This window comes from Natronorubrum tibetense GA33 (assembly GCF_000383975.1).
Taxonomy (GTDB): domain Archaea; phylum Halobacteriota; class Halobacteria; order Halobacteriales; family Natrialbaceae; genus Natronorubrum; species Natronorubrum tibetense.
The window spans coordinates 1,014,456-1,037,122 of record NZ_KB913017.1 but is presented as its reverse complement, the minus strand read 5'-3'; the positions used below and the strand labels follow the sequence as shown (position 1 = coordinate 1,037,122).

Below are 22,667 nucleotides of genomic sequence, written 5' to 3'. Positions count from 1 at the left end.
GTTATGACGCCTGAATCAGGTCAGAATTCGGGACGATCGATCGAACCGACCGATCAGTCGAGCACGAGGACCGCCGAGCGCGTCGTGATTTCCTATCCCGCGGACCTCTCCGACTGGGGACGGTTTCAGGTCGAGAAGCCGTCGTTTCGCGCGTTCCTGCGCAAGACTCGAGACGAGGCTCGAGCGGGCGACGTCTGGGAGGAGTTCGTCGGCGTCGGCTGCTGTGGCAACACCTTGGACGTCCCGCTGCGCGTCGAACGCGTCGACGGCGGCGCTCGAGTCGACGCCGAAACCGAGATCAGCTACGAGGTGCGGGAGGCCTGCGGGCTCGAGGGTAGCTGGCGCGTCCAGAGCGAGGACGGACCGAGTCGCGCCTGAAGACGACGCTCAGCGGCCGCTGTCCGAGCCGGTTCCGCGACGCCTGCGCGGAGCGGACCCGAGCCGGTTCGACCGTCAATCCGGCAGATAGCGAACGCTCAGCACGCCGTCCTCGGGGGAGCGGCGAACCTCGACGCGAACCGCTTCGAGTCGTGCCGCACGGGCCACCGTCTCTTCGTCGTCGAGGACGTCCTGAGCTGCCGCTTCGACCTCGTCTTCGGGGACGCGGAAGACGTGAATTTCGCCGGTACCCGCGCGCTCCTCTTGAATCAGGTCACCGATGTCAGCGTCGGCGGCCAGTTCCTTCTCCAGTTGGGTGGGCTCGAGGTCGCTGTCGACCAGGTCGATCGAGCGCCGGTCGTCGACCTCGACGACCTGCCACGTCACCTCGAGCGGCGGGTCGGGGGCGACGGTCGCCTCGAGGACATCGTGGACCTCGAGGCCAGGATTCGACGCGAGGGTGTGGACCTGTGCAGTCTCGACGTCGCGGACGACGGCCGACTCGCTCTCGGCGTGGGTGACGACGAACGTGCCGGTGGTTTCGGTCATGGTCGGTCGTACGGCGGGGTTCGGTTTCCGGGTTTCGGCTTTCGGCCGCGCGCTCCGCGCTCGAAAACGGAGTGGACACCCATTCACTCAGTTACTCAAAATACAATCTGACGTGAAAATGTACTAAGATAACTTATCTCCGCTGACTAGTGTGCATCTACGGATGGCATCCATACACGATAACCTGTTCACCGCGTTAGCGGATCCAGAGCGACGGCAAATTCTATTCGACCTCGCGGACGAACCTGACTCGGTCAATATCGACTCTCCACCCGACACGATCGCGAATGGCGGCAACGAACGGTTCAAACGCTACCACGTCCATCTCCCCATGCTGGACGATTATGGCTTTATCAACTGGTATCCGAACGCCAACGCGATCGAATCGGGTCCTCAGTTCGACGAGATCATGCCAGTTTTGGAGGTACTAGTCGACCATCGCAAAACGTTCCCAGCAACGTCGTTATAACCGAATCATGGCGCGGTCGTTAGTACGTCGGATACGCCCCTCGGACAGCGGAGCAGCCGTTCGAACGGAGAGTCGGTGGTAACAGTTTGAGCTGAGACCGACAGTCGAGCCTATCGTGGGCGGTGATCGGTGGACATCCGAGCAGCGAGACGCTCGAGTGAACTGCCTCGGGGTCAAGTGGTTCGAGACGCAAAGCGTCTCGTCATCAAGCGAAGCTGTAGGCTTCGCGGACATCGCGAATCTCTGATTCGCTCAGTCACGGAAATCTTCGATTTCCGTACGAATCCGAGGCACTCTGCCTTAACCGCCTGTAGATCGGTTAAAACTGACAGGCCCTGTCGTGGTTGGGCCAAACGGGGCCTGTCACTCCTTCGTAACCAACGCACCCTGAAGTAGCTTGTGTGATTATCTGAGTGAACTTTCCCGTTCAAGATTGTTTGTGAACATACTACTTTTGACGGACACTTAAACACGAATTCTTTTGCATGCGCGCTCTGTATTCTAGATACTCGGATTTCCGAATTCGTGGTTGGGCCATGACACAGGACGAAACTACAACGGAAGCGATCAGTCTACTGCAGGACCTCGGACTACAGGAGTACGAGGCGCGCTGCTTCGTCGCATTGAACAAACTGCCCATGGGGACGGCCAAGGAGATACACGAGATCTCCGATGTCCCGCGCACGAGGGTGTACGACGCGATACGGGTGCTCGAGTCCCAGGGATTAGTGGAAGTACAACACTCGAGTCCACAGCTGTATCGCGCCGTCAGCATTTCCGAAGCGACGCAGAATCTTCGGCAGAAGTACGCCAGTCGGATCGATACGCTCGAGACGTATCTCGAGAATACGGACGTTCAGAACCCGGACGAGGACGATCACGTCCAGGAGATCTGGTCGTTGACCGGTCACGACGCGATCGAGTCGCGGACCCTCGAGCTCATCGAGAACGCGGAGTCCGAAATCGCGCTCCTCGTCGTCGACGACGAGATCATGTCCGACGCGCTGTTCGAGGGCCTCGAGGGGGCGATCGATCGCGACCTCTCGCTTCTCCTCGGTGGACAGACGGAATCGACGGCTGAGACGCTCGAGGCGGAGCTTCCGTCCACTCGGGTGTTCGAAACCGGTCTCCACTGGCTCACCGGCATCGAGGACGACAGCGAGGTGGCAATCAGTCGTATCCTGCTCGTCGACCGCGAGACGCTTCTGATCGGGTCGTACTACCCGGACGGCGACGAATCCGGCGAACAGGCAATCTTCGCCAAAGGGCTCCAGAACGGGGTCGTGGTGTTGTTGCGCCGGTTAGTGACAGCGGGGTTGCCCCAAATAAAGGATCCGGCCGACTAATAGGGATTCTCGTAGAAATTCATAGATTTGCGGCACGAAAAGCGATTTACGGAAACTGCATGTCCGGGCAGAGACAACGGCTGGCTACGAGGATTCTACGCGTTCGTCAACGCCCGAGACGGCGACCGTCGTCGCTGGAGGCGGAGCTACGACGGTGCGGGCGGATGCCGTGCCGAGTCGATCCAGAAGTCCTCGATCGCCTGTGCGAGCATGTCGAACTCGTCCGGCGTGTCCGGTTTCGTGAGGTACGCGTTCGCCGCTCGCTCGTAGCTCTCGACGATGTCCGCTTCCGTCTCCGAACTCGAGAGGACGAGAATCGGTGGCGGCGGGTAGTCCAGTTCCTCCTTGAGGATCTCGAGGATTCTGAAGCCGTCTATCCGCGGGAGATTCAGATCGAGCAGCACCAGATCGGGATCGACACGCTCGGTATCCGTCCCGCAGACGTCGAAGTACCGCGTGGCCGCTTCGCCGTCGGCGACGGTGTGAAACTCGATTTCGCTGTCGATCGATTTGAACGCTTCCTGTGTCAGCCGGACGTCACCAGGATTGTCTTCGACCAGCAGGATGTCCACCGGCTCGGTAGGGGTATGACTGGGCATTGTACTCGAAAACGACTAGCGGCGTCGGCCGCCTAAAGCTGGCCCCTACACACGTGGTGTTCCCGGTATCGTCCGCGGGGACGCTCGAACGCGAGTCGACCGTGCGTATCACGGAACGACTTTTACCCCGGCAGTCGCCTGCTTTCCTATGAACGTCGATATCGGGAACGCGCTCGCAGCCGTCTCCTCGCCGGGCGTCTCGAGGGAGTCTCTCGAACGACTGGACGAACAGGTCGCGGACGCCCACGAGCGAATCGAACGGGGAATGGAATCCCACGAACACGGCTACGAAGCGCTGAACCTCCCCGCACGGACCGATCCGGACGAGATCAGAACGGCCGTCGAACCGGTGGCCGACGCCGACGCGTTGATTACGGTCGGTATCGGCGGCAGCGCGCTGGGCGCGGCGACGATCACCGACGCACTCGCCGACGAAAGCGACACGGAGGCCGTCTACCTCGACAACGTCGATCCTGAGTGGGTGTCGAGCCACCTCGAGCGACTTCCCCTCGAGAACACGGCGGTCAACGTGGTCTCACGATCGGGAACGACGGCGGAGACGCTGGCCAACTTTCTGGTCGTGCGCGAGGCCTTCGAGGACGCCGGCGTCGACTGGACAGAGCGGACCATCGTCACGACCGGCGAGTCCGGCCCCCTTCGGGACCTCTCGGATCGACACGATCTGCCGTCGTTGAAGGTTCCCGACGGTGTCCCCGGCCGGTTCTCGGCGCTCTCCGCCGTGGGGATGGTCGCCGCAGAAATCTGCGGCCACGATCTCGACGCCTTGCTCGAGGGTGCAGCCGCCGAGCGCGAGACCCTCTCGGGGTCGCTGTTCGACTGCCCCGCCTACGCCTACGGGGCAACGAGCTACGCGCTGGACCAGCGCGGGGCCGGGATCAACGCGATGGTTCCCTACGCGGAGTCCCTCGAGACCTCGGCCGAGTGGTTCGCACAGCTCTGGGCCGAGAGTCTGGGGAAAGACGACCTCGGGCAGACGCCGGTGCGCGCACTCGGCGTGACCGACCAGCACTCCCAACTGCAGCTCTATCGGGCCGGACCGCGGGACAAACTCGTAACGTTCGTCTCGCCGGGGGAAACCGCCGATCGGTCGATTCCGGAAACCGAGGTCGAGGATCTGGCGTATCTCGGCGACGCGACGCTCGGTGAACTGCTCGAGGCCGAGTTCGAGGCCACCGAGGCTAGCCTGGCGGCTGCGGGGCGGCCAAACGTCCGGCTCGAACTCCAGCGCGTCGACGAGTACGAACTCGGCGGCCTGCTGTACGGGCTGGAGGCGGCCTGCGTGCTTGCGGGCGAACTCTACGCCGTCAACACGTTCGAACAGCCGGCCGTCGAGTGGGCGAAGAAGGCGACTCGAGGGCTGCTCGGCGGCGGGGAGTTCGAAGAGGCCGAAGCCGTCGCCGAGAAGACGGAGCTTCGGATCGAGCGATAGCGGATCTCCCGTTTTCCGGTTGAACGTCTCATAATCGTTGGAGAGTGCGGTGAAGTCGGGCGATCTTCTCACGCTGGCGACGGTAATTTCCACACCCTCCCCAGCCGACTCGCGCGCTACAGCGCTCGCTCGTCTCTCACACGTAATCGAGTCGCCTCTCGCTAGTCACTCGCCGCGACGCAGCACGCGCCACCGCACGTGGTTTGATCCAATCAGCAGTGAGTACGTGCTCCGGTCGAACGGTGTCGCTCGCTCGAGTTCCGGTTCGCCTAAGAGCGCGCACACGAACACCCACGTATGAGCGATACCGCACGGGCGGCCGACGGCGACGGTGTCCAGCGTTCATCGACGGTTGTCGTGCCGACTGCTGGGACCGTCCTCTCGGCCATCGCCCTCGTCGCGCTCCTGGTCCCCGTTCGCCGCGGGGTCGTCGACCCCGCCCTCTGGGCCGCGGCGGCCGCCGCGTTCGTAGCCACCGGTGCCTTTCTCGCACGGCGGCACGGCCTTCTCGAGCGCCGTCTCGCCGGCACGGTCGCCGCCGCCTCGAGTCTCCTTGCGGTCGTCTGCTCGGGATACGCGATCACCCAGGGGACGCTCGGGTCGGTCGTCGTTCCGGGTCTCGAGTGGTCGGTCTCGCTGCTGTTCGTGGCGTTTTTCCTCGCGGTGGGTGCCGTTGGCGTCGGCGTCGCCGATCGCGCCGGCGTCTCGGGGCAGGGACTGTTCTACCGACTCGGACAGACGGTCGAGATGACGGTTCTGGGCGTCGCCGGGCTGGTCGGTATCACGATCGCGTCGATCTTCCTCTCGATTCCGGTGCAGCTAGCAGGGGGTGAGGCCCCGGAACTGGCGTGGACGGTGATCGAGTACCTGGCCTTCGCGGTCGGACTCGGCGGCGTCACGGTCGGCTACCTCGCCCTTCGCGAACGCGATCTGTCGTTTATCGACCTCGACCGACCGACGCTCCGGACGGTCGGCTGGATCGTCGTCGGCCTGGTTCTGATACTCGGAGCGAACCTCGGCATCTCGGCGCTTATGGGGGCACTCGGCATCGAGTCCTCCGAGCATACGACGACACAGCGGGTGGTCGAGAACCCCGATCTGTTGTACGTCATCATCCCCGCGATGGTGTTAGTCGTCGGGCCGTTCGAGGAACTCCTCTACCGGAACGTCGTGCAGAAATCGCTCTATGGGACGTTCTCGCGGTACGGTGCCGTCGTCGTCGCGAGCGTCGTCTTTACGTTGGTGCACATTCTGGCGTACGCAACCGCGGGGGCGGGCGAGATTCTCGCAAGCCTCTCGCTGTTGTTCGTGCTCTCGCTGATACTCGGCGTGCTCTACGAGCGAACCGAGAACTTGGTCGTGCCGGCGCTCGTTCATGGCTGTTACAACGCGGCCATCTTCGCGACGCTGTTGCTGTAGTCGCATAGTCCTGCGGCCGCGTAGAATCGCAACGACCGTCGGTTACGACGGGTTCTTGCGCGCCAGTTCCGAGCCACAGATCGGACAGCGATCCTTCTGCTCGTCGAACTCGCGGCCACAGCCCTGACACTGGTAGTGCCAGTGGCGCTGTTCGTCGATCCCCTCCCGGGCGATCGCGTCGACCTCGACATTGAGCTTTTCGGCGACGTTCTGCATCGCGTAGTCGTCGGTCACGAGCGTTCCGTCGAGTTCGAAACTCGCGGCGACGAGTCGGATGTCGGTGTCGGAGAGGACGTCCAGATCGCCGGACTCTTTGGCCGCACGCCGAACCTTCTCGGTCGTGTCCTCGTTGGGGATGTGGATGTGCATCCCCGAGCCCTCCATCGCGTCGTAGCGATAGGCGGACTCGTCCTCGAGTTCCTCGCGGACGAGCGGGATCGTTGCAGTCTGTTCTGTCGTGTGAAAGTCGTGGATAAACGCCGAGGAGTCGAGAATGTACATTCCGTTAGCGCTGGACGACGATGTAGTCTTTCACCGCTTGGACGCGGTTGACGGGAACGAGGAACCGGCCGCCGTCGTCGCGGTCGAAGTCGACCGATCGGGACGGCAGCTCTTCGTCGGGTTCGATGACGAGGTTGTGCAGTTTGCCGGACTTGAGATCCATCGTGATGTTGTAGAGCAGTCCCAGTTCAGTGCCGTCGGAACCCATGACGGACTTCCCCGAGAGATTTTCAGCGAGTATATCGCTCATGTATACCCGTATTTACTAATCGGTATTAAAAACCACGGGGTCGTCAGACGGATGTCGTCCGTATCGGACGAAATCGTCTCGCGGTGTGCAGTCTTCTCGACCCACGTCTCACGGTAATACTGTCGGACAGAAGTCAATGAAGAGAATTCACCGGACGGGAGCGGCGAATTTTCACAATATAGTAACAACTGGAACTGTTTACACACCGATCGCATAGCCGTCGTGCGACCGGATGTGCACTGACTTCCAGTGGCTACTATAGTTCTGTCCGACAATATGACGACTCCCTCGCTATCGCCGTCAACGCGGCCGAGGATGACGATGGGTTTAACTACTGCTCTACCGACGCCTTAGATAAGACCTTCTCGGGTGGTTCACCATGTCGAATACGGATACGCGCGACCCAACATCTCTCAGAACACCGATCGTCGCCGTCCTCGGACACGTCGATCACGGCAAGACCAGTCTCCTCGATAAGATACGCGGCTCTGCGGTCATCGAGGGCGAAGCAGGGGCGATTACCCAGCACATCGGCGCAACAGCCGTCCCGCTGGACATCATCTCCACGATCGCGGGCGATCTCGTCGATCCGGACGATTTCGATCTCCCCGGCCTCCTCTTTATCGATACACCAGGTCATCACTCCTTTACCACGCTTCGCTCTCGCGGTGGTGCCCTCGCGGATATCGCTATCCTCGTCGTCGACGTCAACGACGGCTTCCAGCCCCAGACGCTCGAGGCCTTAGAAATCCTCAGTCGCTCCCAGACGCCGTTTATCGTCGCGGCGAACAAGATCGACACCGTCCCCGGCTGGAACGTCAACGAGGATTCGCCGATCAACGATACGTACGAGGCCCAGTCGGATCGGGTCCGCTCGCGACTCGACGAAAAGCTCTACGAGATCATTGGGAACCTGAGCGACGAAGGGTTCTCGGCCGACCTCTACTGGCGGGTCCAGAACTTCCAGCGCAACGTCGGCGTCGTCCCCGTCTCGGCGATGACCGGCGAGGGCGTCCCCGACCTCCTGACGGTCATGATGGGACTCTCCCAGCGCTACATGAAAGAAGAGATGGAGATCGACGTCACCGGTCCCGGCGTCGGTACCGTCCTCGAGGTCAAAGACGAGAAAGGGTTCGGGACGACCATCGACACCGTCCTCTACGACGGAACGATCAGGGCCGACGATCAAATTGTCATCGGCGGAAAGAACGAACCGATCGTCACCGACGTTCGTGCCCTGCTCCAGCCCCGCCCGCTCGCCGAAATCCGAACCGAGAGCCGGTTCGAAAAAGTCGACGAAGTGTCGGCTGCCTCGGGGATCAAGGTCGCCGCGCCCGACCTCGCGGACGCGATGGCCGGCGCGCCCGTTCGCGTCGTCCGCAACCGCCCGCTCGAGGATGTCGTCGGCGAAGTGCGGGCGGAACTCGCGGACATCGCCGTCGACACCGAAGAGCAGGGCGTCGTCGTCAAAGCCGACACGCTCGGCAGCCTCGAGGCGATGGCCGACGCACTCGACGAGGTGGACCTCCCCATCGTCCGGGCGGAAGTTGGTGACATCGCACCCCGGGACGTCTCGGTCGCCTCGACGGCAGAAGAGCCGAAACAGCGCGTCATTCTCGGCTTCAACGTGGATGTGCTCGGCGATGCCGAACAGCGCGCCAAGAACGACGACGTACGGATCTTTACGGACGAGGTCATCTACCAGCTCATCGAGGAGTACGAGGAGTTCGTCGACGAACTCGAGCGCGCCCAGCAGGACACGATCCTCGAGAACGTGATCCGTCCGGCCCGATTCCGGATCCTGCCGGATCACACCTTCCGTCAGAACGACCCCGCGGTCGTCGGCGTCGAGGTGAACTCGGGGACGGTCCAGAACAACGCGAACGTCGTCAAATTCGAGAACAACGAACCCAACCGCGTCGGGCAGGTCAAGGGGATTCAGGAACAGGGCGAGGACGTTGACGAAGCCCGCGCGGGCAACCGCGTCTCCGTCGCCATCGACGGCCCGACCGTCGGCCGCCAGATCGAGGAGGACGACGAACTCTGGATCCAGATCCCGGAGAAACACGCGAAGATCTTAGAGCAGGAACTCGCGAGCGAGATTCCCGGCGACGAACTCGAGGCGCTGAACATGTACCTCGACAAGCAGCGCAGTCGGGATCCGTTCTGGGGCAAGTGAATTAGTACGTCTCCACGTTGAGACCGTCGAATAGCTCGAAATCGTCCGTATTTCGCGTCACGACGGGAATATCGAGCGCTTTTGCAACGGCGGCTATCAGGAGATCCGCAGTAAGTGAATTGAGTTTGTCCTGATTGTGTTCATCGTTGTTCCGTAGGTCCGCCTCGAGGGCTCCCGCGTGGAAGGCGTGCTCGGCTTCGAACGGGATGATTTCTACCCATTCGAACGTCGAGCGTATCTCCGTTTGATCGAATTTACCCTGGAACGTTCGTCCGACGACGATCTCTTTGAGGTTGATCGGTGTCGTGACGAACTCGGTCGTTTGCTCGTGCTCGTCGAGGTAGTCCTCGACGGCCGGCGTTCCAGCCCAGTAGTGGATCAGAAACGTCGTATCAAGCAGTTTTCGAGCCATCGTCCTCGTGATCCCCGTCCGACAAGAGTTCCAGCGCTTCGTTCTGTCGCTCCGAGAGTCCGTCGCTCAATCGAGTTCGGGAGTCGGAGACGATCGCCTCGAGTTCCGTTCCCTCCGCTTCCGGCAGCGTCCCGAACCCGTCGCGCCAGTCCGGATCGGAATCCTCGAGCAAGCGATCGACGAGTTCGGTAAAGCTCTCCTCGTCCCGTTTCCTCGCTTTCAAGCGCTCGTACACGTCGTCCCTGAGTCCGATCGTCTTCGTCCCCATGTGTTTGTGTTTGTGTACACAAACACAAGGATTTTCCGCTCGCTCTCCCGGTAATCAGTGGTCGGATTTTATCGACGAACTCGAGGCGCTGAGCATGTACCTCGACAAGCAGCGCAGTCGGGATCCGCTCTGGGGCAAGTAGCAATCGCCGCCGATTGGTCGGGCAGACCCGGTCGCTATCCTTATCGTATCGACTGACTTATAACTCACATGAATCAGTTAGTTTGGGTTCTTGCCGTGTTGTACGTCGTCCTCGGAGCCGGGCTCTTCTACGGGCTGGCGATCGGTTCGGGGACGCTCGCTCTCGCCGCCGGTGGACTGCTCGCGGCACTCGCCGTTCCCCAGTGGATCGTCCTCTCCAGAGCCGATGGCCGAACGCGAAACCCGGGTCCGGTCCCACGTGAGCGAACCTGAATCCGGCTTCACTCCGATCGCTCGAGTCGCACTCGAGCCCCTCCCTCGAGAGCACCCAACGCCGACGCGTCCTCGAGCAGCGCGACGACGGTGACGGGCGCGGCGGCTCGCGGTTCACCATCGTGACTGGCGGGCGTTTCTCCCCAGAACAGACACAGTTTGCTCCCCGCCGGCCAGTAGGCGATCGCGCCTTTGGGCACCGCCTCTCGAGCGTTCTCCGGCGGCGCGTCGAGCGCGAGATCAAAGTACAGTTCGTCACCCCAGCGAATTCCGTCGCCGGCGACGGGGAGCGCCGACTCGAGCGCCGCCGTCGTTTCGGGTGCGTCGTCGGTCCAGGTCGCCTCGAGCGTGCGGTCGTCGACGGTGACGGTCAGATCTGGCATACACGAGTCCAGACGCCCCACCCACTTCAGTCTGCAAATACCGCCGTTCGGGAGTGTTCGGCTCGCTCGCGTGCGCGTTGGATTCCCTCGAGAACGCCCTCGGGGTCGTCGATGACCGATCGATCGCAGCGGATATCGAGCCAGCGGCTGCGCTCTACGACGAGTTCGTCGTCGGTCAGCCGGACATCGTCGATCGCGTCCCACGGCACGAGTTTCCGCTGGTAGGCCCGATCGAGAACGATCCCGGCCTCGTGGGCTCGGAGGTCGCTCGCACCCCACCGTTTGGAGCCGTCCCAGCCGTCTGCCTCGAACCAGCCGTTCGTCTCGCTCCACTGCATGAACAGCCAGAAGCCCCCGTAGAGCAGGAACCAGATTCCGGTAGTGCCGCCCGTATAGATGCCGACGAGGCCGCCGGCGACCAACAGGAGCGCGCCGACGGTGGTGAGGATGTCCCAGACGCCGTCGTGGAACCGGGCATTTTGCCACGACCAGGTAGCCGTCGGTTCGTCCGCGGTCACGGCAGCCACGTACCTGTTGCGCCCCATTCGGGCCACGCCGACGGCGACGGCGGCGGTAAGTGCGGTGAAGGCGATCGTGACGGTCGTGAGCCGGGCGGAGTACTCGAGCGGGACGAACGCGGGGACGACGAGCATCGAGGCGAAGGCGACTGCGGGGAGATAACAGCCGAGTCGTCGACTGCGACTCCGGCCGATCCGTTCCGGCAGGCCTCGGAGTTGATCCCCGAAAATTAGGGTGAGCACCAAAACGGCGGTCACTGTACTTGGTGCGGTCGCGAGGATCGCTGCCATCGACGCGTCGGCTACGATTCCGGCGACCGTCGCCAGCCCGGCGACGATAATCCCGAGATAGAAGCCGATCGCGGCTTTGAAGCCAAGATCGAGCTCGTCGCCGGCGGGTTCCGGGATCGAACGTCGTCCGTGAGACGCCACAATGTCTCAGCAATTGTCGTTTCGCTATAAAATAATTTGGACACGGATCGACGTTCGCAGTTCGACGGGCCGTGACTCCCTGTAAGCATTAACACGCTGTTCGTGGTGGACCGTCGTATGCTCGCACAGCTCTACCAGTACAAACACGAGGAGGTCCAGTTCGACGACAACCGGACGACCGGCGAGTCCCAGACCGAAGATTCGGTCAATCCGGATTCCGAGGAGTACTTCGGCGCGGATATCGAGGATTTCGACGCCGAGATCTGGGAGACCGTCGAGTACGAGGGCGATCCCATCCAGCGCCGATCCGTCACGCTCGACGGGATCACGGCGATATCCGTTCCCCAGGAGCCGACCGACGAGACGGATCCGGGCCTTCCCGGGTACACGATCCAGTTGCGTACGGGTGGCGGGATGGAGTCCATAGAGCAGGCAGCGATCGTCGAAGTGCAGGACGAAAACCCCCAGTAGCGGGAAAGAAATCCGGTGACGACGCCCAGATTGCGGAGCCGCGGCCGATCCGCCCACCGCCGGTCCTGTCACGCTCGAGTATGACAGTGGCTCTCGGTCGCGGGTCGGTCCCGAAATCGTTTTCAACCGCTCACGCGGACAGTCGGTATGCCGACGGAATCGGACACTCATTATGACCCTTCCCTGGGGAACAAGTTCATCTTCGTCACCGGCGGCGTGATGTCGGGACTCGGTAAAGGGATCACGGCCGCGAGCACCGGCCGGCTCCTCAAGAACGCCGGGTTCGACGTCACGGCGGTCAAGATCGACCCGTATCTCAACGTCGATGCGGGGACGATGAACCCATACCAGCACGGGGAAGTCTACGTGCTGGAGGATGGCGGCGAGGTCGACCTCGATCTGGGGAACTACGAACGGTTCCTCGATATCGACATGACCTCGGATCACAACATCACCACCGGGAAGACCTACCAGCACGTCATCGAGAAGGAGCGCGCAGGCGACTACCTCGGGAAGACGGTCCAGATCATCCCGCACATCACCGACGATATCAAGCGTCGGATTCGGGAGGCCGCCGAAGGAACCGATGTCTGTATCATCGAAGTCGGCGGCACCGTGGGTGACATCGAGGGGATGCCCTACCTCGAGGCGCTGCGCCAGTTCGCCCACGAGGAACCCGAGGAGAACGTCCTCTTTACGCACGTCACGCTCGTCCCGTACTCGAAAAACGGCGAGCAGAAGACGAAGCCGACCCAACACTCGGTCAAGGAAGTGCGCTCGATCGGTCTCCAGCCCGACGTCATCGTCGGCCGCTGCGAGGATCGACTCGATCCCGAAACGAAAGAGAAGATCGCCCTGTTCTGTGACATTCCGACCGACGCGGTGTTCTCGAACCCGGACGTCGATGACGTCTACCACGTCCCGTTGATGGTCGAGGAGGGGGGGCTCGACCAGTACGTCTTAGAGCACTTTGGACTCGCCGAGGACGCCTTGCCGCCCGCGGAGCGTACGAACGACTGGCGAAAGATCGTCACCACCGAGAAGGAAGGCGAGATCGACATCGCGCTGGTCGGGAAGTACGACCTCGAGGACGCCTACATGTCGATCCACGAGTCGCTGAAACACGCCGGCTTCGAGGTCGGCGTCGATGTCAACGTCCACTGGGTGCCGGCCGACGAGTTGGCAGACGGTCACGCCGGCCAACTCGAGGACATCGACGGCGTCATTGTCCCCGGCGGCTTCGGCATGCGCGGTTCGGAGGGCAAGATCGAGGCCGTCCGCTATGCCCGCGAGAACGACGTCCCCTTCTTGGGACTGTGTCTGGGCTTCCAGATGGCCGTCGTCGAGTACGCCCGGAACGTGCTGGGACTCGAGGACGCCCACTCTGCGGAGATGCTCGAGGACACGCCCCATCCAGTCATCGACATCCTGCCCGAGCAGTACGAAGTCGAGAATATGGGGGGAACGATGCGACTCGGCGAGCACACGACCGTCATCGAACCGGAGACGCTGGCCTACGATCTCTACGACGACACGTCCTGTACGGAGCGCCACCGGCATCGCTACGAGGTCAACCCCGAGTACTTCGACGATTTCGAAGACGAACCGCTGACGTTTTCGGGAACGGCCGGAAACCGGATGGAAATCCTCGAAATCGAGGATCATCCCTTTTTCTTCGGGACCCAGTTCCACCCCGAGTACACCTCTCGGCCCGGACAGCCCAGTCCGCCGTTTTTGGGCCTCGTCGAGGGAATTCTCGAGGAGTCCGGAGCTGACGAGGGCGCGGAGAGCGAATCGACGAGCGACACCGAAACTGAGGTAACCCACTGATGGTAGAGACAGAGACGTTTGTTCCGGACGCAGTTGCAGAGATCGAAGACGAAATCGGCGACGCCAACGCCGTCATCGCCCTGTCAGGCGGGGTCGACTCATCGGTCGCCGCTGCCCTGGCCTACGAGGCCATCGGCGACCAGCTCACCCCGGTTTACGTCGACACCGGCCTGATGCGCAAAGGCGAGACCGACCAGATCCGCGAGACGTTCGACTACATGGAGTCGCTGCGGATCGTCGACGCGAAAGATCGGTTCCTCGAGGCGCTTGCCGGCGTTACCGACCCCGAGGAGAAACGCGAGGTTATCGGCGAGCAGTTCATCCGCGAGTTCGAACGCGAGGCGACGGACACCGATGCGGACTACCTCGTCCAGGGGACGATCTACCCCGACCGCATCGAGAGCGAGGGCGGGATCAAGTCCCACCACAACGTCGGCGGACTGCCCGAGGTCGTCGACTTCGACGGTATCGTCGAACCCGTTCGCGACCTGTACAAAGACGAAGTGCGCGAGGTCGCTCGCCACCTCGGTCTCGACGAGATCGTCGCCGAACGGATGCCGTTCCCCGGCCCCGGACTCGCCGTTCGCGTCATCGGCGAAGTGACCGAGGAGAAACTCGAGGTCGCCCGCCTCGCCTGTCACGTCGTCGAGGAGGAACTCGAGGAGTACGAGCCCTGGCAGGCCCTCGCCGCCGTCATCGGGAAGGCGACGGGCGTCAAAGGCGACAATCGCGTCCACGGCTGGGTCGTCTCCGTTCGGTCCGTCGAATCCCGCGACGGAATGACCGCCCGCGCCCAAGAGATCGACTGGGAGACGCTCCAGCGCATCCAGTCCCGAATTACCGGCGGCCACGAGAACGTCGCCCGCGTCGTCTACGACGTGACCCACAAACCGCCAGCGACCATCGAGTACGAATGACGGAGATGAACGTGGTCGTTGCCGGTCCGGACGAGGACGAGATCGGCGACGCCCTCGAGGCCGAGGGCGCGAGCGTCATCCGTCTCAACGGCGTCATTTCCCGGCCCGCACTCGAGGAGGCCGGAATCGTCGACGCCGACCTGTACGTGCTGACCGACGTCGGGCAGGCGACGACGATTCCGGTCGTCTGCGATCTCACCGACGACATTCGAACCGTCGTCTACGCCCGGGATACCGTCCCGGAGTTCGTCAAGGGACAGCTCGACCTCGCCGTCGATCCGAAGCTGATGGACGCCGCGATGGTCGCCGAAGAGCTGACCGGTTGAATCGGATCGAAAGTCGATTTCTTTGAGCCGGCGGGTCGGTCGAAAGAGGCAGACGGAGAGACTGTCCTGAGAAAATCGTTATTGTGGGTGATATCGAGAGTATAAACGTTCGTAAGCCTGTTTTCGGCCGGGTAAACTCGGATTGAATCCGACGGAATCCGGTGTAAGATTCTAATACCATCGCCCCCGTTCAAGTGGCTCCCACCGATACTGATAGCTGGAGGTCGACGGGCAGACCCCACCAAGGCATCCACCGCCTGTACCCGTGACTTCCAGCAACCCCACCACAGCACCCTTCCCCCCACCATTGCCACACCGTACCGTTTCCCCGGTTTCGACGCGGGCTCTTGCACCAGCCCGGGTCACTTGCGGTTGGCAGTCGAGGCGCGTCTTCTTCGCGCCTCGAGTTGGGTTCTACTCGTCGTCATAGATCGACAAGTAACAACCCCCGTTCCGTGCTCAGTCCTCGCGAAGTCGTTTCAGTACGGGAATCTCCTCGAGTCGCTCGTCGTCGAGTGCCGACCAGTCGATTCCGGTCGGCTGCGGTCGTCCGTCCGGACGGAGCGTTCGCTCGGGCGTAATGAGCAGATCCATCGAGACGTCATGGTCGCCGATCGCGACCGCCTCGTCGATCACCTGTCGTTCGTGGACGGTCGTCGCGACCGTCGTCGACTCGTCGACGAGTCCGAGATCGTAGAGGATCGCGTACTCGAGGTCGCTGTAACCCTCGCCCTTGCCGATCCGATCGCCCGCATCCGTCACTGCGACACTTCCCGAGACGATCAAGTCGATCGGTTCGACCGCATCAGGCCCGATCTGCTCGCCGTGTTTCGACGATCCGGATACCGTCGTCGCCGCGTCGTAGTCCTCGAGTGCGTCGGGATCCAGTTTGAGAAAGCAGTCCTCGTCCGCGAGTCGCGGCACGGCCATGTAGACCGTCTTTCCCTCACGCAAGGCGCGTCGCCGGACGGGCAACTGCGGCGCGTCGGGGTTGGCCTTGATCGTCGACGCCGACTGCCACTCGGGTGTGGCTGTGAGTCGGTCGGCGGCCTCGTCGGCCCCGGCGAAGTTCGGAATTCGGCCGTGCGGTGGGAAGGGGAATCTGGCCTCGCCGCTCTCCTCGAGATCGTCCCAGACACGTTCGCGGACGGACTCCTTGTCGATGTCGCTGGGTCGGTCGTCTCGGTTCCGATCGCCGTCACTCATCTTGCGTCTCCGTCCGTGGACTCGGCGTCGGTGTCGTTCGTTGTCTCACCTTCGTCTTGCTCGCTCTCGTCACTATCCTGCTCGCTTTCGGCTTCGTCTCGCTCGCTCTCATCTCGGTGTGCGCGAGCAACCCCGACGAGGTGGCGCATCTCGGGCAGGATGATCTTCTCGATGCCGAGCCGCGCGGCTGGCGCTTTGCCGGGAAGACAGAATATCGGAACGTCGTCGGCGACGCCCGCGATCGTCCGGGCGGCGACGATCTGACTCCCGACCACCTCGTAGCCGAGCGCGGTGAACAGTTCGCTGAACGCGGTGAGTTCCTTCTCGAGTAACGGTTCGACGGCTTCGATGGCGACGTCGCTCGGTTCGACGCTGGTCGCGCCGCTGGTCACCACGACGTCGACGTCGTCGCGGTCGATCATCCGCGAGACGATCGACTGGACTCGGTCGTGGTCTGCGTCGATGTGTTCCCGCGTCGCGATGTCGTGGCCGGCCTCCTCGAGCGCCGTGACCATGACGTTGCCGGCGGGGTCCGACTCGAGTTCACGGTCGGCCGAGATCGTGACGACGCTGACGCCGAGCGGGTCGCGTTCGGTCCCGGCCTCCTCGGCAGTCCGGTTTTCGTCCCCGTTCTCGTTCATCTCCTCGTCTTCGGGTGCCGTTTCTCTCGACTCTGGTGACGTGTTCCGGCTCGGATCCGCGGTCATACCGCCTCGTTCGAGCGCCGGTGGGTAAAGTGCTGGCAACCTCTCGTGGACACCTCGATAACGCTGGCCGCCGACCGTCGACTACTCGGTGTCGGTCTCGAGACCGTCGATGAGCGCCTCGAGCGTGTGGATGTGGTCCTCGAAGAGTTCCTCGCCGCGCTCGGTGAGCCGATAGGCGGTCTGGGGAGTATCGTCGACGAACCGTTTCTCGACGGCGACGCAGTCGGCGTCTTCCATCCGATCAATGTGGCTCGCGAGGTTTCCCTCGGTAATCTCGAGTGCCGCAGTCAGATCGGTGAAACTCGTTTCACCGTTCGCGTAGAGGTGAGCGAAGATCCGCAGGCGGGTCGGCTGGTGGACGAGTTTGTCGAGTTCCATGTTAGCGGCGGGCGAGGACTACGTAGACGGCGACGTGTTGCAGTGCGATACCGATACCGAGGACGGCGTACTCCCAGCCCTCGAAGGCGGAGATGTGCGGAATCGCGGCGGCGAGGACGAGCATCCACGCGCCGCCCGCGTAAAAGGCATAGCGGTCGGCGGCCCGGATGTTGTACGCGCTGAGAAGTTGGCCCATGAGAAGGTAGGCGGTGCCGACCACCGCGACGGCCGAGACCAGCGCGAGTCGGATCGCGTTCGTCCCCTCGAGCGCCTCGAACACCGGTATCAGGCCGACGACCAGTGCACCGATGCCGACGAGGACGGCTCCCATCCAGAAGCGCTGGCTGGGGAGGCCGGTCATCGGCGGCTCGTAGCTCGACTTGAGCCGACGCTTGACCGCGTAATCGACCGCGAGGATCGCGACGAGCGTGCCGGCGATGAGCGGTCCCGAGGAGCCCCGGAACCAGAACTGCGCGATCGTGAAGAACAGGCCAACGCTGACCCCTTCGACGATCCAGAAGCGCCACCAGTAGGGGTGGTCCTCGGCGAGCCCAATCGCGCCCTTGATCTCCTCGAGGTCGGACTTAAGGGCGTTCGGATCGACGTCGGTGACGGCGTCGTCGCTCATCTGAATTCCTCGTCTTGGTCCGGACCACTCTCGGTATAATAGTTAAAGAGGTCGGTGTACGTCGGTTCGACGAGCGCGAGATCGTCCGTCTCGATCCCGGTCGCGGCCGCGGCGTCGGCGACGAGGGCAGCCGCGTCCCGCCCACCGGCATCGGTATCGCGGCTGTCACCGGCGCGGTCCTCGTCCAGAAATCCGCGAACGTTGCCAGCTACCGCGTACGGCTCACCCTCGATAGCCGTCGCGAGCGCGTTCGTGTTAGCCGTTCCCGTCTCGAGGATCGGCGGCAGCGACGCGAGGAGGTCGTCGGGTCGTCCCGTCGCGACGATCCCGTCCGTAGCGAGGAAGGCGATTCGGTCGGCGACGTCGGCGTCCATCGGTCGGTGACTAGCGACGACGAGTGTTTTCCCCGCTGCCTGCTGCTCCCGGAACAGTTCGTGGACCGTCTGGATCGTCGTCAGATCCAGCGCTGCGGTCGGCTCGTCGTACAGGTAGATCGGCACGTCGATGCTCGCCGCGATCGAAAGCTCGAGTTTCCGGGTCATCCCGCCGGAGTAGTCCTCGAGCCGTTTCTCGAGGTCACCGTCGATGCCGAACCGGTCGACGAGGCGCTGCCAGTCGTCGGTGAACGCGGGATGGAGCCGCCGATAAAAGTCGACGTTCTCCCGGCCCGTGAGCTTCCCGTGACAGAGTGCATCCTGTAGCAGAAAGCTCGTCGTGTCTGCCCGCGCCGTCGCCGGCTCGCCGAAGACGTCGATGCTCCCGGCAGTGGGCCGACCGCTGCCCGCCAGACAGGACAGCAGGACCGACTTTCCGACGCCGTTGGGCCCCATCAACAGCAGGATTTCGTTGTCCTCGACCGTGAGATCGACCGACTCCAGGACGGCCTCGTCGTCGAAAGACTTGCGAACCTCGCGGGCGGTAACGACGGTATCACTCACGGCCACCACCCCCGGTCGTAGCAGTAGCGGTTCAGCAGCGCCGCGCCGACGACGAGCGCCAGCGCCGCGTAGCCGGCCAGCAAGGCGAGGAACTCGAGTCCGGTCGGCATTGCCGGCGGCGCAGCACCGAGTTCGGCCCAGTTCTCGGCGGGAACGAGGTGGTAGACCAGCAGCCGCGTCGGCAGGGTGTTCGGCAGATAGTTCAGGATCTCGCCCTCGATCGGCGACAGCTCGGCCAGCGCGCCGTTGAACCCGGTGAGAACGAACGCGCCGACGGCGACCAACGAGGTGGCCCACTCGGCGACACGAGCGTTATCCGTGGCCAGCACGAGCGGGATCGCGACGACCATCCAGAAGATACAGGTCAACAGGCCGGCGACGACGACGATCGGGATCGATTCGGGCCCTCGAAACCCGTACTCCGCACCGGTCGCGACGCCGACGACGATCGTCAGCCCGAACGCGGCGACCGAAAGGAGGAGTCCCGCCGCCATCCGGCCCGCGAGGTCGGCCACGGGAGAGATAGGCATCGATCGGTAGGCCGCGTACCGCCGGTCCTCGAGGTCGCTCGCGAGCTGGTCGCCGAACAGGTAAAGACAGACGAACATCGCCCCCATGATACCGATACCGATCGACGTGATCGCGTCGCCCGCTGCCGTTCCCTCGGCCCCCTGTACGACGAGAAACAGGTACATGATCGCCGGGAACGAGACCACCCAACCCAGCATGAGCCGACTGTTTCGGACTTCCCGAAGGCTCCGCGTGGCGAACGCACCCGCCTGCTCGAGCCACAGTCGATGGCCGCTTCGAGACTGCTCCTCGCCGACCGCTGCCCGGTCGTGATTCGTGTGTGTTTCGGCTGACATCCTTCTCGTCTCGAGCTGTTGAGTCCCCATCATATAATGGTTTCCGACGCAAAGCCACTTTGCAGTACAAAGTAGAGGTGTGGCGATAGGTTCTGGGAGCCCAACTGTTATGGACGACGTTTCCGTTGATTTGCGTGTATGCAGGCAGTCAAAATCACGGAACACGGCGACACTGACGTCATCGAGTACGGGGAGTATCCCGACCCCGAGGTCGACCGCGACGAGGTGTTAGTCGACGTAAAGGCCGCGGCGCTCAACCATCTCGACATCTGGACGCGGCGAGGGATGCCGGGGCTGGACCTCGAGATGCCTCATATTCCGGGCAGCGACGGCGCGGGCGTCGTCGAGGAGGTCGGCGAGGACGTCACCCGGTTCGAGGAAGGCGACCGCGTCGCGCTCTCGGCGGGCGTCGGCGACCTGCGGATGGACGACCCGACGCTCGATCCCCGCTACCACATTATCGGCGAGCACGTTCCGGGGATCCACTCCGAGTACGCCGCGATTCACGAGGACAACCTAATCCCCGTCCCCGAGGGGGTCGACTGGACGGTCGCCGGCTCGAGCTGTCTGGTCTTCCAGACCGCCTGGCGGATGCTGATCGAGCGGGCCGAACTCGAGGCCGGCGAAAAAGTCCTCGTACTGGGTGCCAGCGGCGGCGTCGGCCACGCCGCCCTGCAGATCGCCGACTACGCGGGCGCGGAAGTCTACGCGACCGGCAGCACGGAGGAGAAACTCGACTACGCCGAGGAACACGGCGCGGACTACGTCTGTAACTACGAGGAGGAGGACTTTGCGGACTGGGTCCGCGAGGAGACCGGGGGTCGCGGCGTCGACGTCGTCGTCGAGCACGTCGGCGCGCCGACCTGGCAGGACTCGCTGAAGAGCCTCACCAAGGGCGGCCGACTCGTCACCTGCGGCGGCACCGGGGGAGGCAACCCCGAGACCGACATTCCGCGGATCTTCTGGAACCAACTCGAGATCATCGGTTCGACGATGGCGACGCCTGACCAGGTCGACGACGTGATGGAACTCGTCTGGGACGGTACCTTCGAGCCTGCGATCCGCGAGGAGCTACCGATGAGCGAGTCCGCGCGCGCTCACGAGATCATCGAGAACCGGGAAGGGTTCGGAAAGGTCGTCGTCCGGCCCGACAGCGAACTGTAACCGAAACCGCGGGGCCATCATTGTTAGCAACCGCGAGCGACCAAAGGGAGCGAGCGGGCCGACGTCCGACCCGAAGGGGAGGGAGGAGTGCTTTTCATCGAAGTTTTGCCGAGGGCGCGCCAGAGGCGCGCCCGTGGTTCGAAAGGCGCTGTGCGCCTTTCGTCATCAAGCGAGACCTTCGGTCTCGCGGACCTCGCGAATCTTCGATTCGCTCAGTCACGAGAGAGCGGGGCTCTCTCGAACGACAGAGCAACAGTTCGGTCTGGAACCGTGAGGGCTTTCACCACGGACTCGAAAGTCTCACGTGTGAGTTCGAGCGACGACGGCGGCTACGTTCACGACCCCGCAGCGTTCGACGAGGACGGAGAGCCGACGGAGTCGGCCGACGACGACTGGCTCGTCAATCCGGCCCATCCCGAGACAGCCGACCGCGAGTTCGACTGGCGGGGCTGGACGGTCGTCGGCATGATCGTCGTCGCCTTCATTATCGCTCCGGGGGCGATTCTCCTGTGGCCGCCGAGCGTTGGCTACCGCTTCGCGCTCTTGACCCTTCCGCTGTTCCCGGCCTTTTTCCTCGCAGTAACGGCCGTCTGGGCGACGACGCGTCCGTAGTCCGCTAAAAATCGATTGCTGGTCCTACTGGACCGATTCTCGAGACTCGAGTCGGTCCTCGAGTCGCTCGGCGACGGCCGATCCGTGCACGATGTCCTCCTCGGGAGTAGCCCCAGCGTCGACGTATGCAGTCATCGTCTCGACGAGTCGCTGCGCCTGATAGCCCGTGAGTACCGTTGTTCCGTCGTCGGCCTCGAGCGCGTCGAACAACTCGAGTGCCCACGCGGGTGGTGTCTGGTTCTCGTCGATGGCGTCGTCGATTTCGTTCGCGAGGAGCGCGTGGACGACCCACTGCTCGTCGTTGGAGAGCGTGACTTCGTACGTCTCTGTTTCCGGTTGTGGGGAGGTCATTGCGTGACACGGACCGATTTCGTCGGTCCTCAGACGACGCTACGAAGTGGGATCGTATAAGCCTTGTTGCTTGTTATCACATACCGAGTGTGCGACCGACGGCGGGACGTCGCCCGCCCGAAGTCATTCCGACCGCATATCCCGCCGCATCGCGATCTCGAACCACGGGCAGAGTCGAAGCTGGCGGTACCATTCGGGGTTCGAGTGAAGACGCTCGTAGGGAACCCACATGAGCCCCGCGACCTCCTCTTCGCTCGGTGCGAGGCTGCGATCCGACAGCGTCAGCTTCAGCACGGCACAGACCTCGTGTTCGACGCCCGCGTTCTCGAAGTAGCGCTTGTACTCGAAGCGGTCGGTGAGTCGCAGGTCGTCGTACTGGTCGGGAGCGATTCCCAACTCCTCCTCGAGTCGCTCGCGGGTAGCTTCCTCCTGACTCTGGCCCTCGACGGGATGGGAAGCGACGGTGCCGTCCCAGTAGGTTCCCCAGAGACGCTTGTCGGGAGCGCGCTGGGCGAGCAACACGTTCCCCTCGCCGTCGAAGACGAGCGAGGTAAACGCCCGATGGCGAATCCCGTCGCCGGTGTGGGCGTCGAGCCGGTTGACGGTCTCGAGTTCGGTGTCGTCCGCATCGACGGCGATCACGTCTTGTTCGGCGTTTTCGTGGGGGAGTTCGTCGCGTGGTGCGGTCATATCTTTACAATTGCAG

Annotated in this window: 29 protein-coding genes; 13 read left to right on the top strand and 16 right to left on the bottom strand. The window is 63.1% G+C overall.

From position 1 onward, the window contains the following. Nucleotides 1-3: 3 nt before the first annotated feature. Nucleotides 4-378, top strand: a complete 375-nt coding sequence (locus NATTI_RS0105465) for a hypothetical protein (protein WP_027119065.1) — start codon at nucleotides 4-6, stop codon at nucleotides 376-378. A gap of 75 nt (nucleotides 379-453) precedes the next feature. On the opposite strand, the gene NATTI_RS0105460 is transcribed toward NATTI_RS0105465, so the two are convergent. Then, nucleotides 454-927 carry a DUF5812 family protein gene (locus NATTI_RS0105460; RefSeq protein WP_006089057.1) on the bottom strand — a complete coding sequence of 158 codons (474 nt, stop codon included), beginning with the start codon at nucleotides 925-927 and terminating at the stop codon, nucleotides 454-456. Nucleotides 928-1,090: 163 nt separating this feature from the next. Between NATTI_RS0105460 and NATTI_RS0105455 the strand changes: the two genes are divergently transcribed. Next, entirely contained in the window at nucleotides 1,091-1,396 is a 306-nt protein-coding gene (locus NATTI_RS0105455) for a hypothetical protein (protein ID WP_006089058.1), read from the top strand. Between the two features lie 536 nt (nucleotides 1,397-1,932). Beyond that, on the top strand, nucleotides 1,933-2,742 hold the full coding sequence (locus NATTI_RS0105450) for a TrmB family transcriptional regulator (RefSeq protein WP_006089059.1): 810 nt from the start codon (nucleotides 1,933-1,935) through the stop codon (nucleotides 2,740-2,742). A gap of 146 nt (nucleotides 2,743-2,888) precedes the next feature. Here NATTI_RS0105450 and NATTI_RS0105445 read toward each other — a convergent pair whose 3' ends face one another. Further along, nucleotides 2,889-3,341 carry a response regulator gene (locus NATTI_RS0105445; protein WP_027119064.1) on the bottom strand — a complete coding sequence of 151 codons (453 nt, stop codon included), beginning with the start codon at nucleotides 3,339-3,341 and terminating at the stop codon, nucleotides 2,889-2,891. Between the two features lie 148 nt (nucleotides 3,342-3,489). On the opposite strand from NATTI_RS0105445, the gene NATTI_RS0105440 reads away from it, so the two are divergent. Continuing rightward, the gene (locus NATTI_RS0105440) at nucleotides 3,490-4,791 is read left to right on the top strand and encodes a hypothetical protein (RefSeq protein ID WP_006089061.1); all 1,302 of its coding nucleotides are present in this window, start codon (nucleotides 3,490-3,492) and stop codon (nucleotides 4,789-4,791) included. A 297-nt stretch (nucleotides 4,792-5,088) separates the two neighbouring features. After that, a complete protein-coding gene (locus NATTI_RS0105435) occupies nucleotides 5,089-6,210 on the top strand; it encodes a CPBP family intramembrane glutamic endopeptidase (RefSeq protein ID WP_006089062.1) in 1,122 nt (373 codons plus the stop codon). A 42-nt stretch (nucleotides 6,211-6,252) separates the two neighbouring features. Here the strand turns inward: NATTI_RS0105435 and NATTI_RS0105430 are convergent, their stop codons facing one another. Together NATTI_RS0105430 and NATTI_RS0105425 are read right to left on the bottom strand one after the other, a co-directional pair. Beyond that, complete coding sequence (locus NATTI_RS0105430) at nucleotides 6,253-6,711, bottom strand: NOB1 family endonuclease (RefSeq protein WP_006089063.1); 459 nt, start codon at nucleotides 6,709-6,711, stop codon at nucleotides 6,253-6,255. A gap of 4 nt (nucleotides 6,712-6,715) precedes the next feature. Continuing rightward, a complete protein-coding gene (locus tag NATTI_RS0105425; protein ID WP_006089064.1) occupies nucleotides 6,716-6,961 on the bottom strand; it encodes a PRC-barrel domain-containing protein in 246 nt (81 codons plus the stop codon). A gap of 379 nt (nucleotides 6,962-7,340) precedes the next feature. Here NATTI_RS0105425 and infB point away from each other — a divergent pair, with 379 nt between their 5' ends. Then, complete coding sequence (infB, locus tag NATTI_RS0105420) at nucleotides 7,341-9,140, top strand: translation initiation factor IF-2 (RefSeq protein ID WP_006089065.1); 1,800 nt, start codon at nucleotides 7,341-7,343, stop codon at nucleotides 9,138-9,140. 1 nt (nucleotide 9,141) lies between these two features. Here infB and NATTI_RS0105415 read toward each other — a convergent pair whose 3' ends face one another. Both NATTI_RS0105415 and NATTI_RS0105410 read right to left on the bottom strand, forming a co-directional pair. After that, nucleotides 9,142-9,552: a type II toxin-antitoxin system VapC family toxin gene (locus NATTI_RS0105415; RefSeq protein ID WP_006089066.1), complete on the bottom strand. Its 411-nt coding sequence runs from the start codon at nucleotides 9,550-9,552 to the stop codon at nucleotides 9,142-9,144. After that, nucleotides 9,533-9,820, bottom strand: a complete 288-nt coding sequence (locus NATTI_RS0105410; protein ID WP_006089067.1) for an antitoxin VapB family protein — start codon at nucleotides 9,818-9,820, stop codon at nucleotides 9,533-9,535. The genes NATTI_RS0105415 and NATTI_RS0105410 overlap by 20 nt, the downstream gene beginning before the upstream one ends. Before the next feature lie 210 nt (nucleotides 9,821-10,030). Between NATTI_RS0105410 and NATTI_RS0105405 the strand changes: the two genes are divergently transcribed. Continuing rightward, nucleotides 10,031-10,234 carry a hypothetical protein gene (locus tag NATTI_RS0105405; protein ID WP_006089068.1) on the top strand — a complete coding sequence of 68 codons (204 nt, stop codon included), beginning with the start codon at nucleotides 10,031-10,033 and terminating at the stop codon, nucleotides 10,232-10,234. A gap of 8 nt (nucleotides 10,235-10,242) precedes the next feature. Here the strand turns inward: NATTI_RS0105405 and NATTI_RS0105400 are convergent, their stop codons facing one another. After that, entirely contained in the window at nucleotides 10,243-10,617 is a 375-nt protein-coding gene (locus tag NATTI_RS0105400) for a cyclophilin-like family protein (protein WP_006089069.1), read from the bottom strand. Between the two features lie 26 nt (nucleotides 10,618-10,643). After that, a complete protein-coding gene (locus NATTI_RS0105395) occupies nucleotides 10,644-11,567 on the bottom strand; it encodes a hypothetical protein (protein WP_019991660.1) in 924 nt (307 codons plus the stop codon). A gap of 117 nt (nucleotides 11,568-11,684) precedes the next feature. Between NATTI_RS0105395 and NATTI_RS0105390 the strand changes: the two genes are divergently transcribed. The 4 genes from NATTI_RS0105390 (at nucleotide 11,685) to NATTI_RS0105375 (ending at nucleotide 15,111) form a co-directional block, all read left to right on the top strand. Continuing rightward, nucleotides 11,685-12,038: a hypothetical protein gene (locus tag NATTI_RS0105390; RefSeq protein ID WP_006089071.1), complete on the top strand. Its 354-nt coding sequence runs from the start codon at nucleotides 11,685-11,687 to the stop codon at nucleotides 12,036-12,038. Nucleotides 12,039-12,185: 147 nt separating this feature from the next. Next, on the top strand, nucleotides 12,186-13,868 hold the full coding sequence (gene pyrG / locus NATTI_RS0105385; RefSeq protein ID WP_006089072.1) for a glutamine hydrolyzing CTP synthase: 1,683 nt from the start codon (nucleotides 12,186-12,188) through the stop codon (nucleotides 13,866-13,868). Next, nucleotides 13,868-14,785, top strand: a complete 918-nt coding sequence (gene guaA, locus NATTI_RS0105380; protein ID WP_006089073.1) for a glutamine-hydrolyzing GMP synthase — start codon at nucleotides 13,868-13,870, stop codon at nucleotides 14,783-14,785. Before pyrG ends, guaA begins: the two co-directional genes overlap by 1 nt. Further along, nucleotides 14,782-15,111 carry a DUF7126 family protein gene (locus tag NATTI_RS0105375; protein ID WP_006089074.1) on the top strand — a complete coding sequence of 110 codons (330 nt, stop codon included), beginning with the start codon at nucleotides 14,782-14,784 and terminating at the stop codon, nucleotides 15,109-15,111. Before guaA ends, NATTI_RS0105375 begins: the two co-directional genes overlap by 4 nt. Nucleotides 15,112-15,570: 459 nt before the next feature. On the opposite strand, the gene NATTI_RS0105370 is transcribed toward NATTI_RS0105375, so the two are convergent. The 6 genes from NATTI_RS0105370 to NATTI_RS0105345 all read right to left on the bottom strand — a co-directional run bounded on the left by NATTI_RS0105370 (nucleotide 15,571) and on the right by NATTI_RS0105345 (nucleotide 19,834). Beyond that, complete coding sequence (locus tag NATTI_RS0105370) at nucleotides 15,571-16,317, bottom strand: 5-formyltetrahydrofolate cyclo-ligase (RefSeq protein ID WP_006089075.1); 747 nt, start codon at nucleotides 16,315-16,317, stop codon at nucleotides 15,571-15,573. After that, nucleotides 16,314-17,024 carry a MogA/MoaB family molybdenum cofactor biosynthesis protein gene (locus tag NATTI_RS0105365; RefSeq protein WP_006089076.1) on the bottom strand — a complete coding sequence of 237 codons (711 nt, stop codon included), beginning with the start codon at nucleotides 17,022-17,024 and terminating at the stop codon, nucleotides 16,314-16,316. Before NATTI_RS0105365 ends, NATTI_RS0105370 begins: the two co-directional genes overlap by 4 nt. Before the next feature lie 81 nt (nucleotides 17,025-17,105). Next, nucleotides 17,106-17,402: a transcriptional regulator gene (locus NATTI_RS0105360; protein WP_006089077.1), complete on the bottom strand. Its 297-nt coding sequence runs from the start codon at nucleotides 17,400-17,402 to the stop codon at nucleotides 17,106-17,108. A 1-nt stretch (nucleotide 17,403) separates the two neighbouring features. Then, on the bottom strand, nucleotides 17,404-18,030 hold the full coding sequence (locus tag NATTI_RS0105355; RefSeq protein ID WP_006089078.1) for a hypothetical protein: 627 nt from the start codon (nucleotides 18,028-18,030) through the stop codon (nucleotides 17,404-17,406). After that, on the bottom strand, nucleotides 18,027-18,974 hold the full coding sequence (locus tag NATTI_RS0105350) for an ATP-binding cassette domain-containing protein (RefSeq protein ID WP_019991659.1): 948 nt from the start codon (nucleotides 18,972-18,974) through the stop codon (nucleotides 18,027-18,029). Before NATTI_RS0105350 ends, NATTI_RS0105355 begins: the two co-directional genes overlap by 4 nt. Further along, nucleotides 18,965-19,834, bottom strand: a complete 870-nt coding sequence (locus NATTI_RS0105345; RefSeq protein ID WP_006089080.1) for an ABC transporter permease — start codon at nucleotides 19,832-19,834, stop codon at nucleotides 18,965-18,967. Before NATTI_RS0105345 ends, NATTI_RS0105350 begins: the two co-directional genes overlap by 10 nt. A 138-nt stretch (nucleotides 19,835-19,972) precedes the next feature. On the opposite strand from NATTI_RS0105345, the gene NATTI_RS0105340 reads away from it, so the two are divergent. Together NATTI_RS0105340 and NATTI_RS0105335 are read left to right on the top strand one after the other, a co-directional pair. Continuing rightward, on the top strand, nucleotides 19,973-20,998 hold the full coding sequence (locus NATTI_RS0105340; RefSeq protein ID WP_006089081.1) for a zinc-binding dehydrogenase: 1,026 nt from the start codon (nucleotides 19,973-19,975) through the stop codon (nucleotides 20,996-20,998). Between the two features lie 306 nt (nucleotides 20,999-21,304). Next, nucleotides 21,305-21,610 carry a hypothetical protein gene (locus tag NATTI_RS0105335; RefSeq protein WP_006089082.1) on the top strand — a complete coding sequence of 102 codons (306 nt, stop codon included), beginning with the start codon at nucleotides 21,305-21,307 and terminating at the stop codon, nucleotides 21,608-21,610. Nucleotides 21,611-21,634: 24 nt separating this feature from the next. On the opposite strand, the gene NATTI_RS0105330 is transcribed toward NATTI_RS0105335, so the two are convergent. After that, on the bottom strand, nucleotides 21,635-21,961 hold the full coding sequence (locus NATTI_RS0105330) for a DUF7853 family protein (protein ID WP_006089083.1): 327 nt from the start codon (nucleotides 21,959-21,961) through the stop codon (nucleotides 21,635-21,637). Nucleotides 21,962-22,084: 123 nt separating this feature from the next. Next, nucleotides 22,085-22,651 carry an NUDIX hydrolase gene (locus NATTI_RS0105325; protein ID WP_006089084.1) on the bottom strand — a complete coding sequence of 189 codons (567 nt, stop codon included), beginning with the start codon at nucleotides 22,649-22,651 and terminating at the stop codon, nucleotides 22,085-22,087. Nucleotides 22,652-22,667 lie beyond the last annotated feature (16 nt).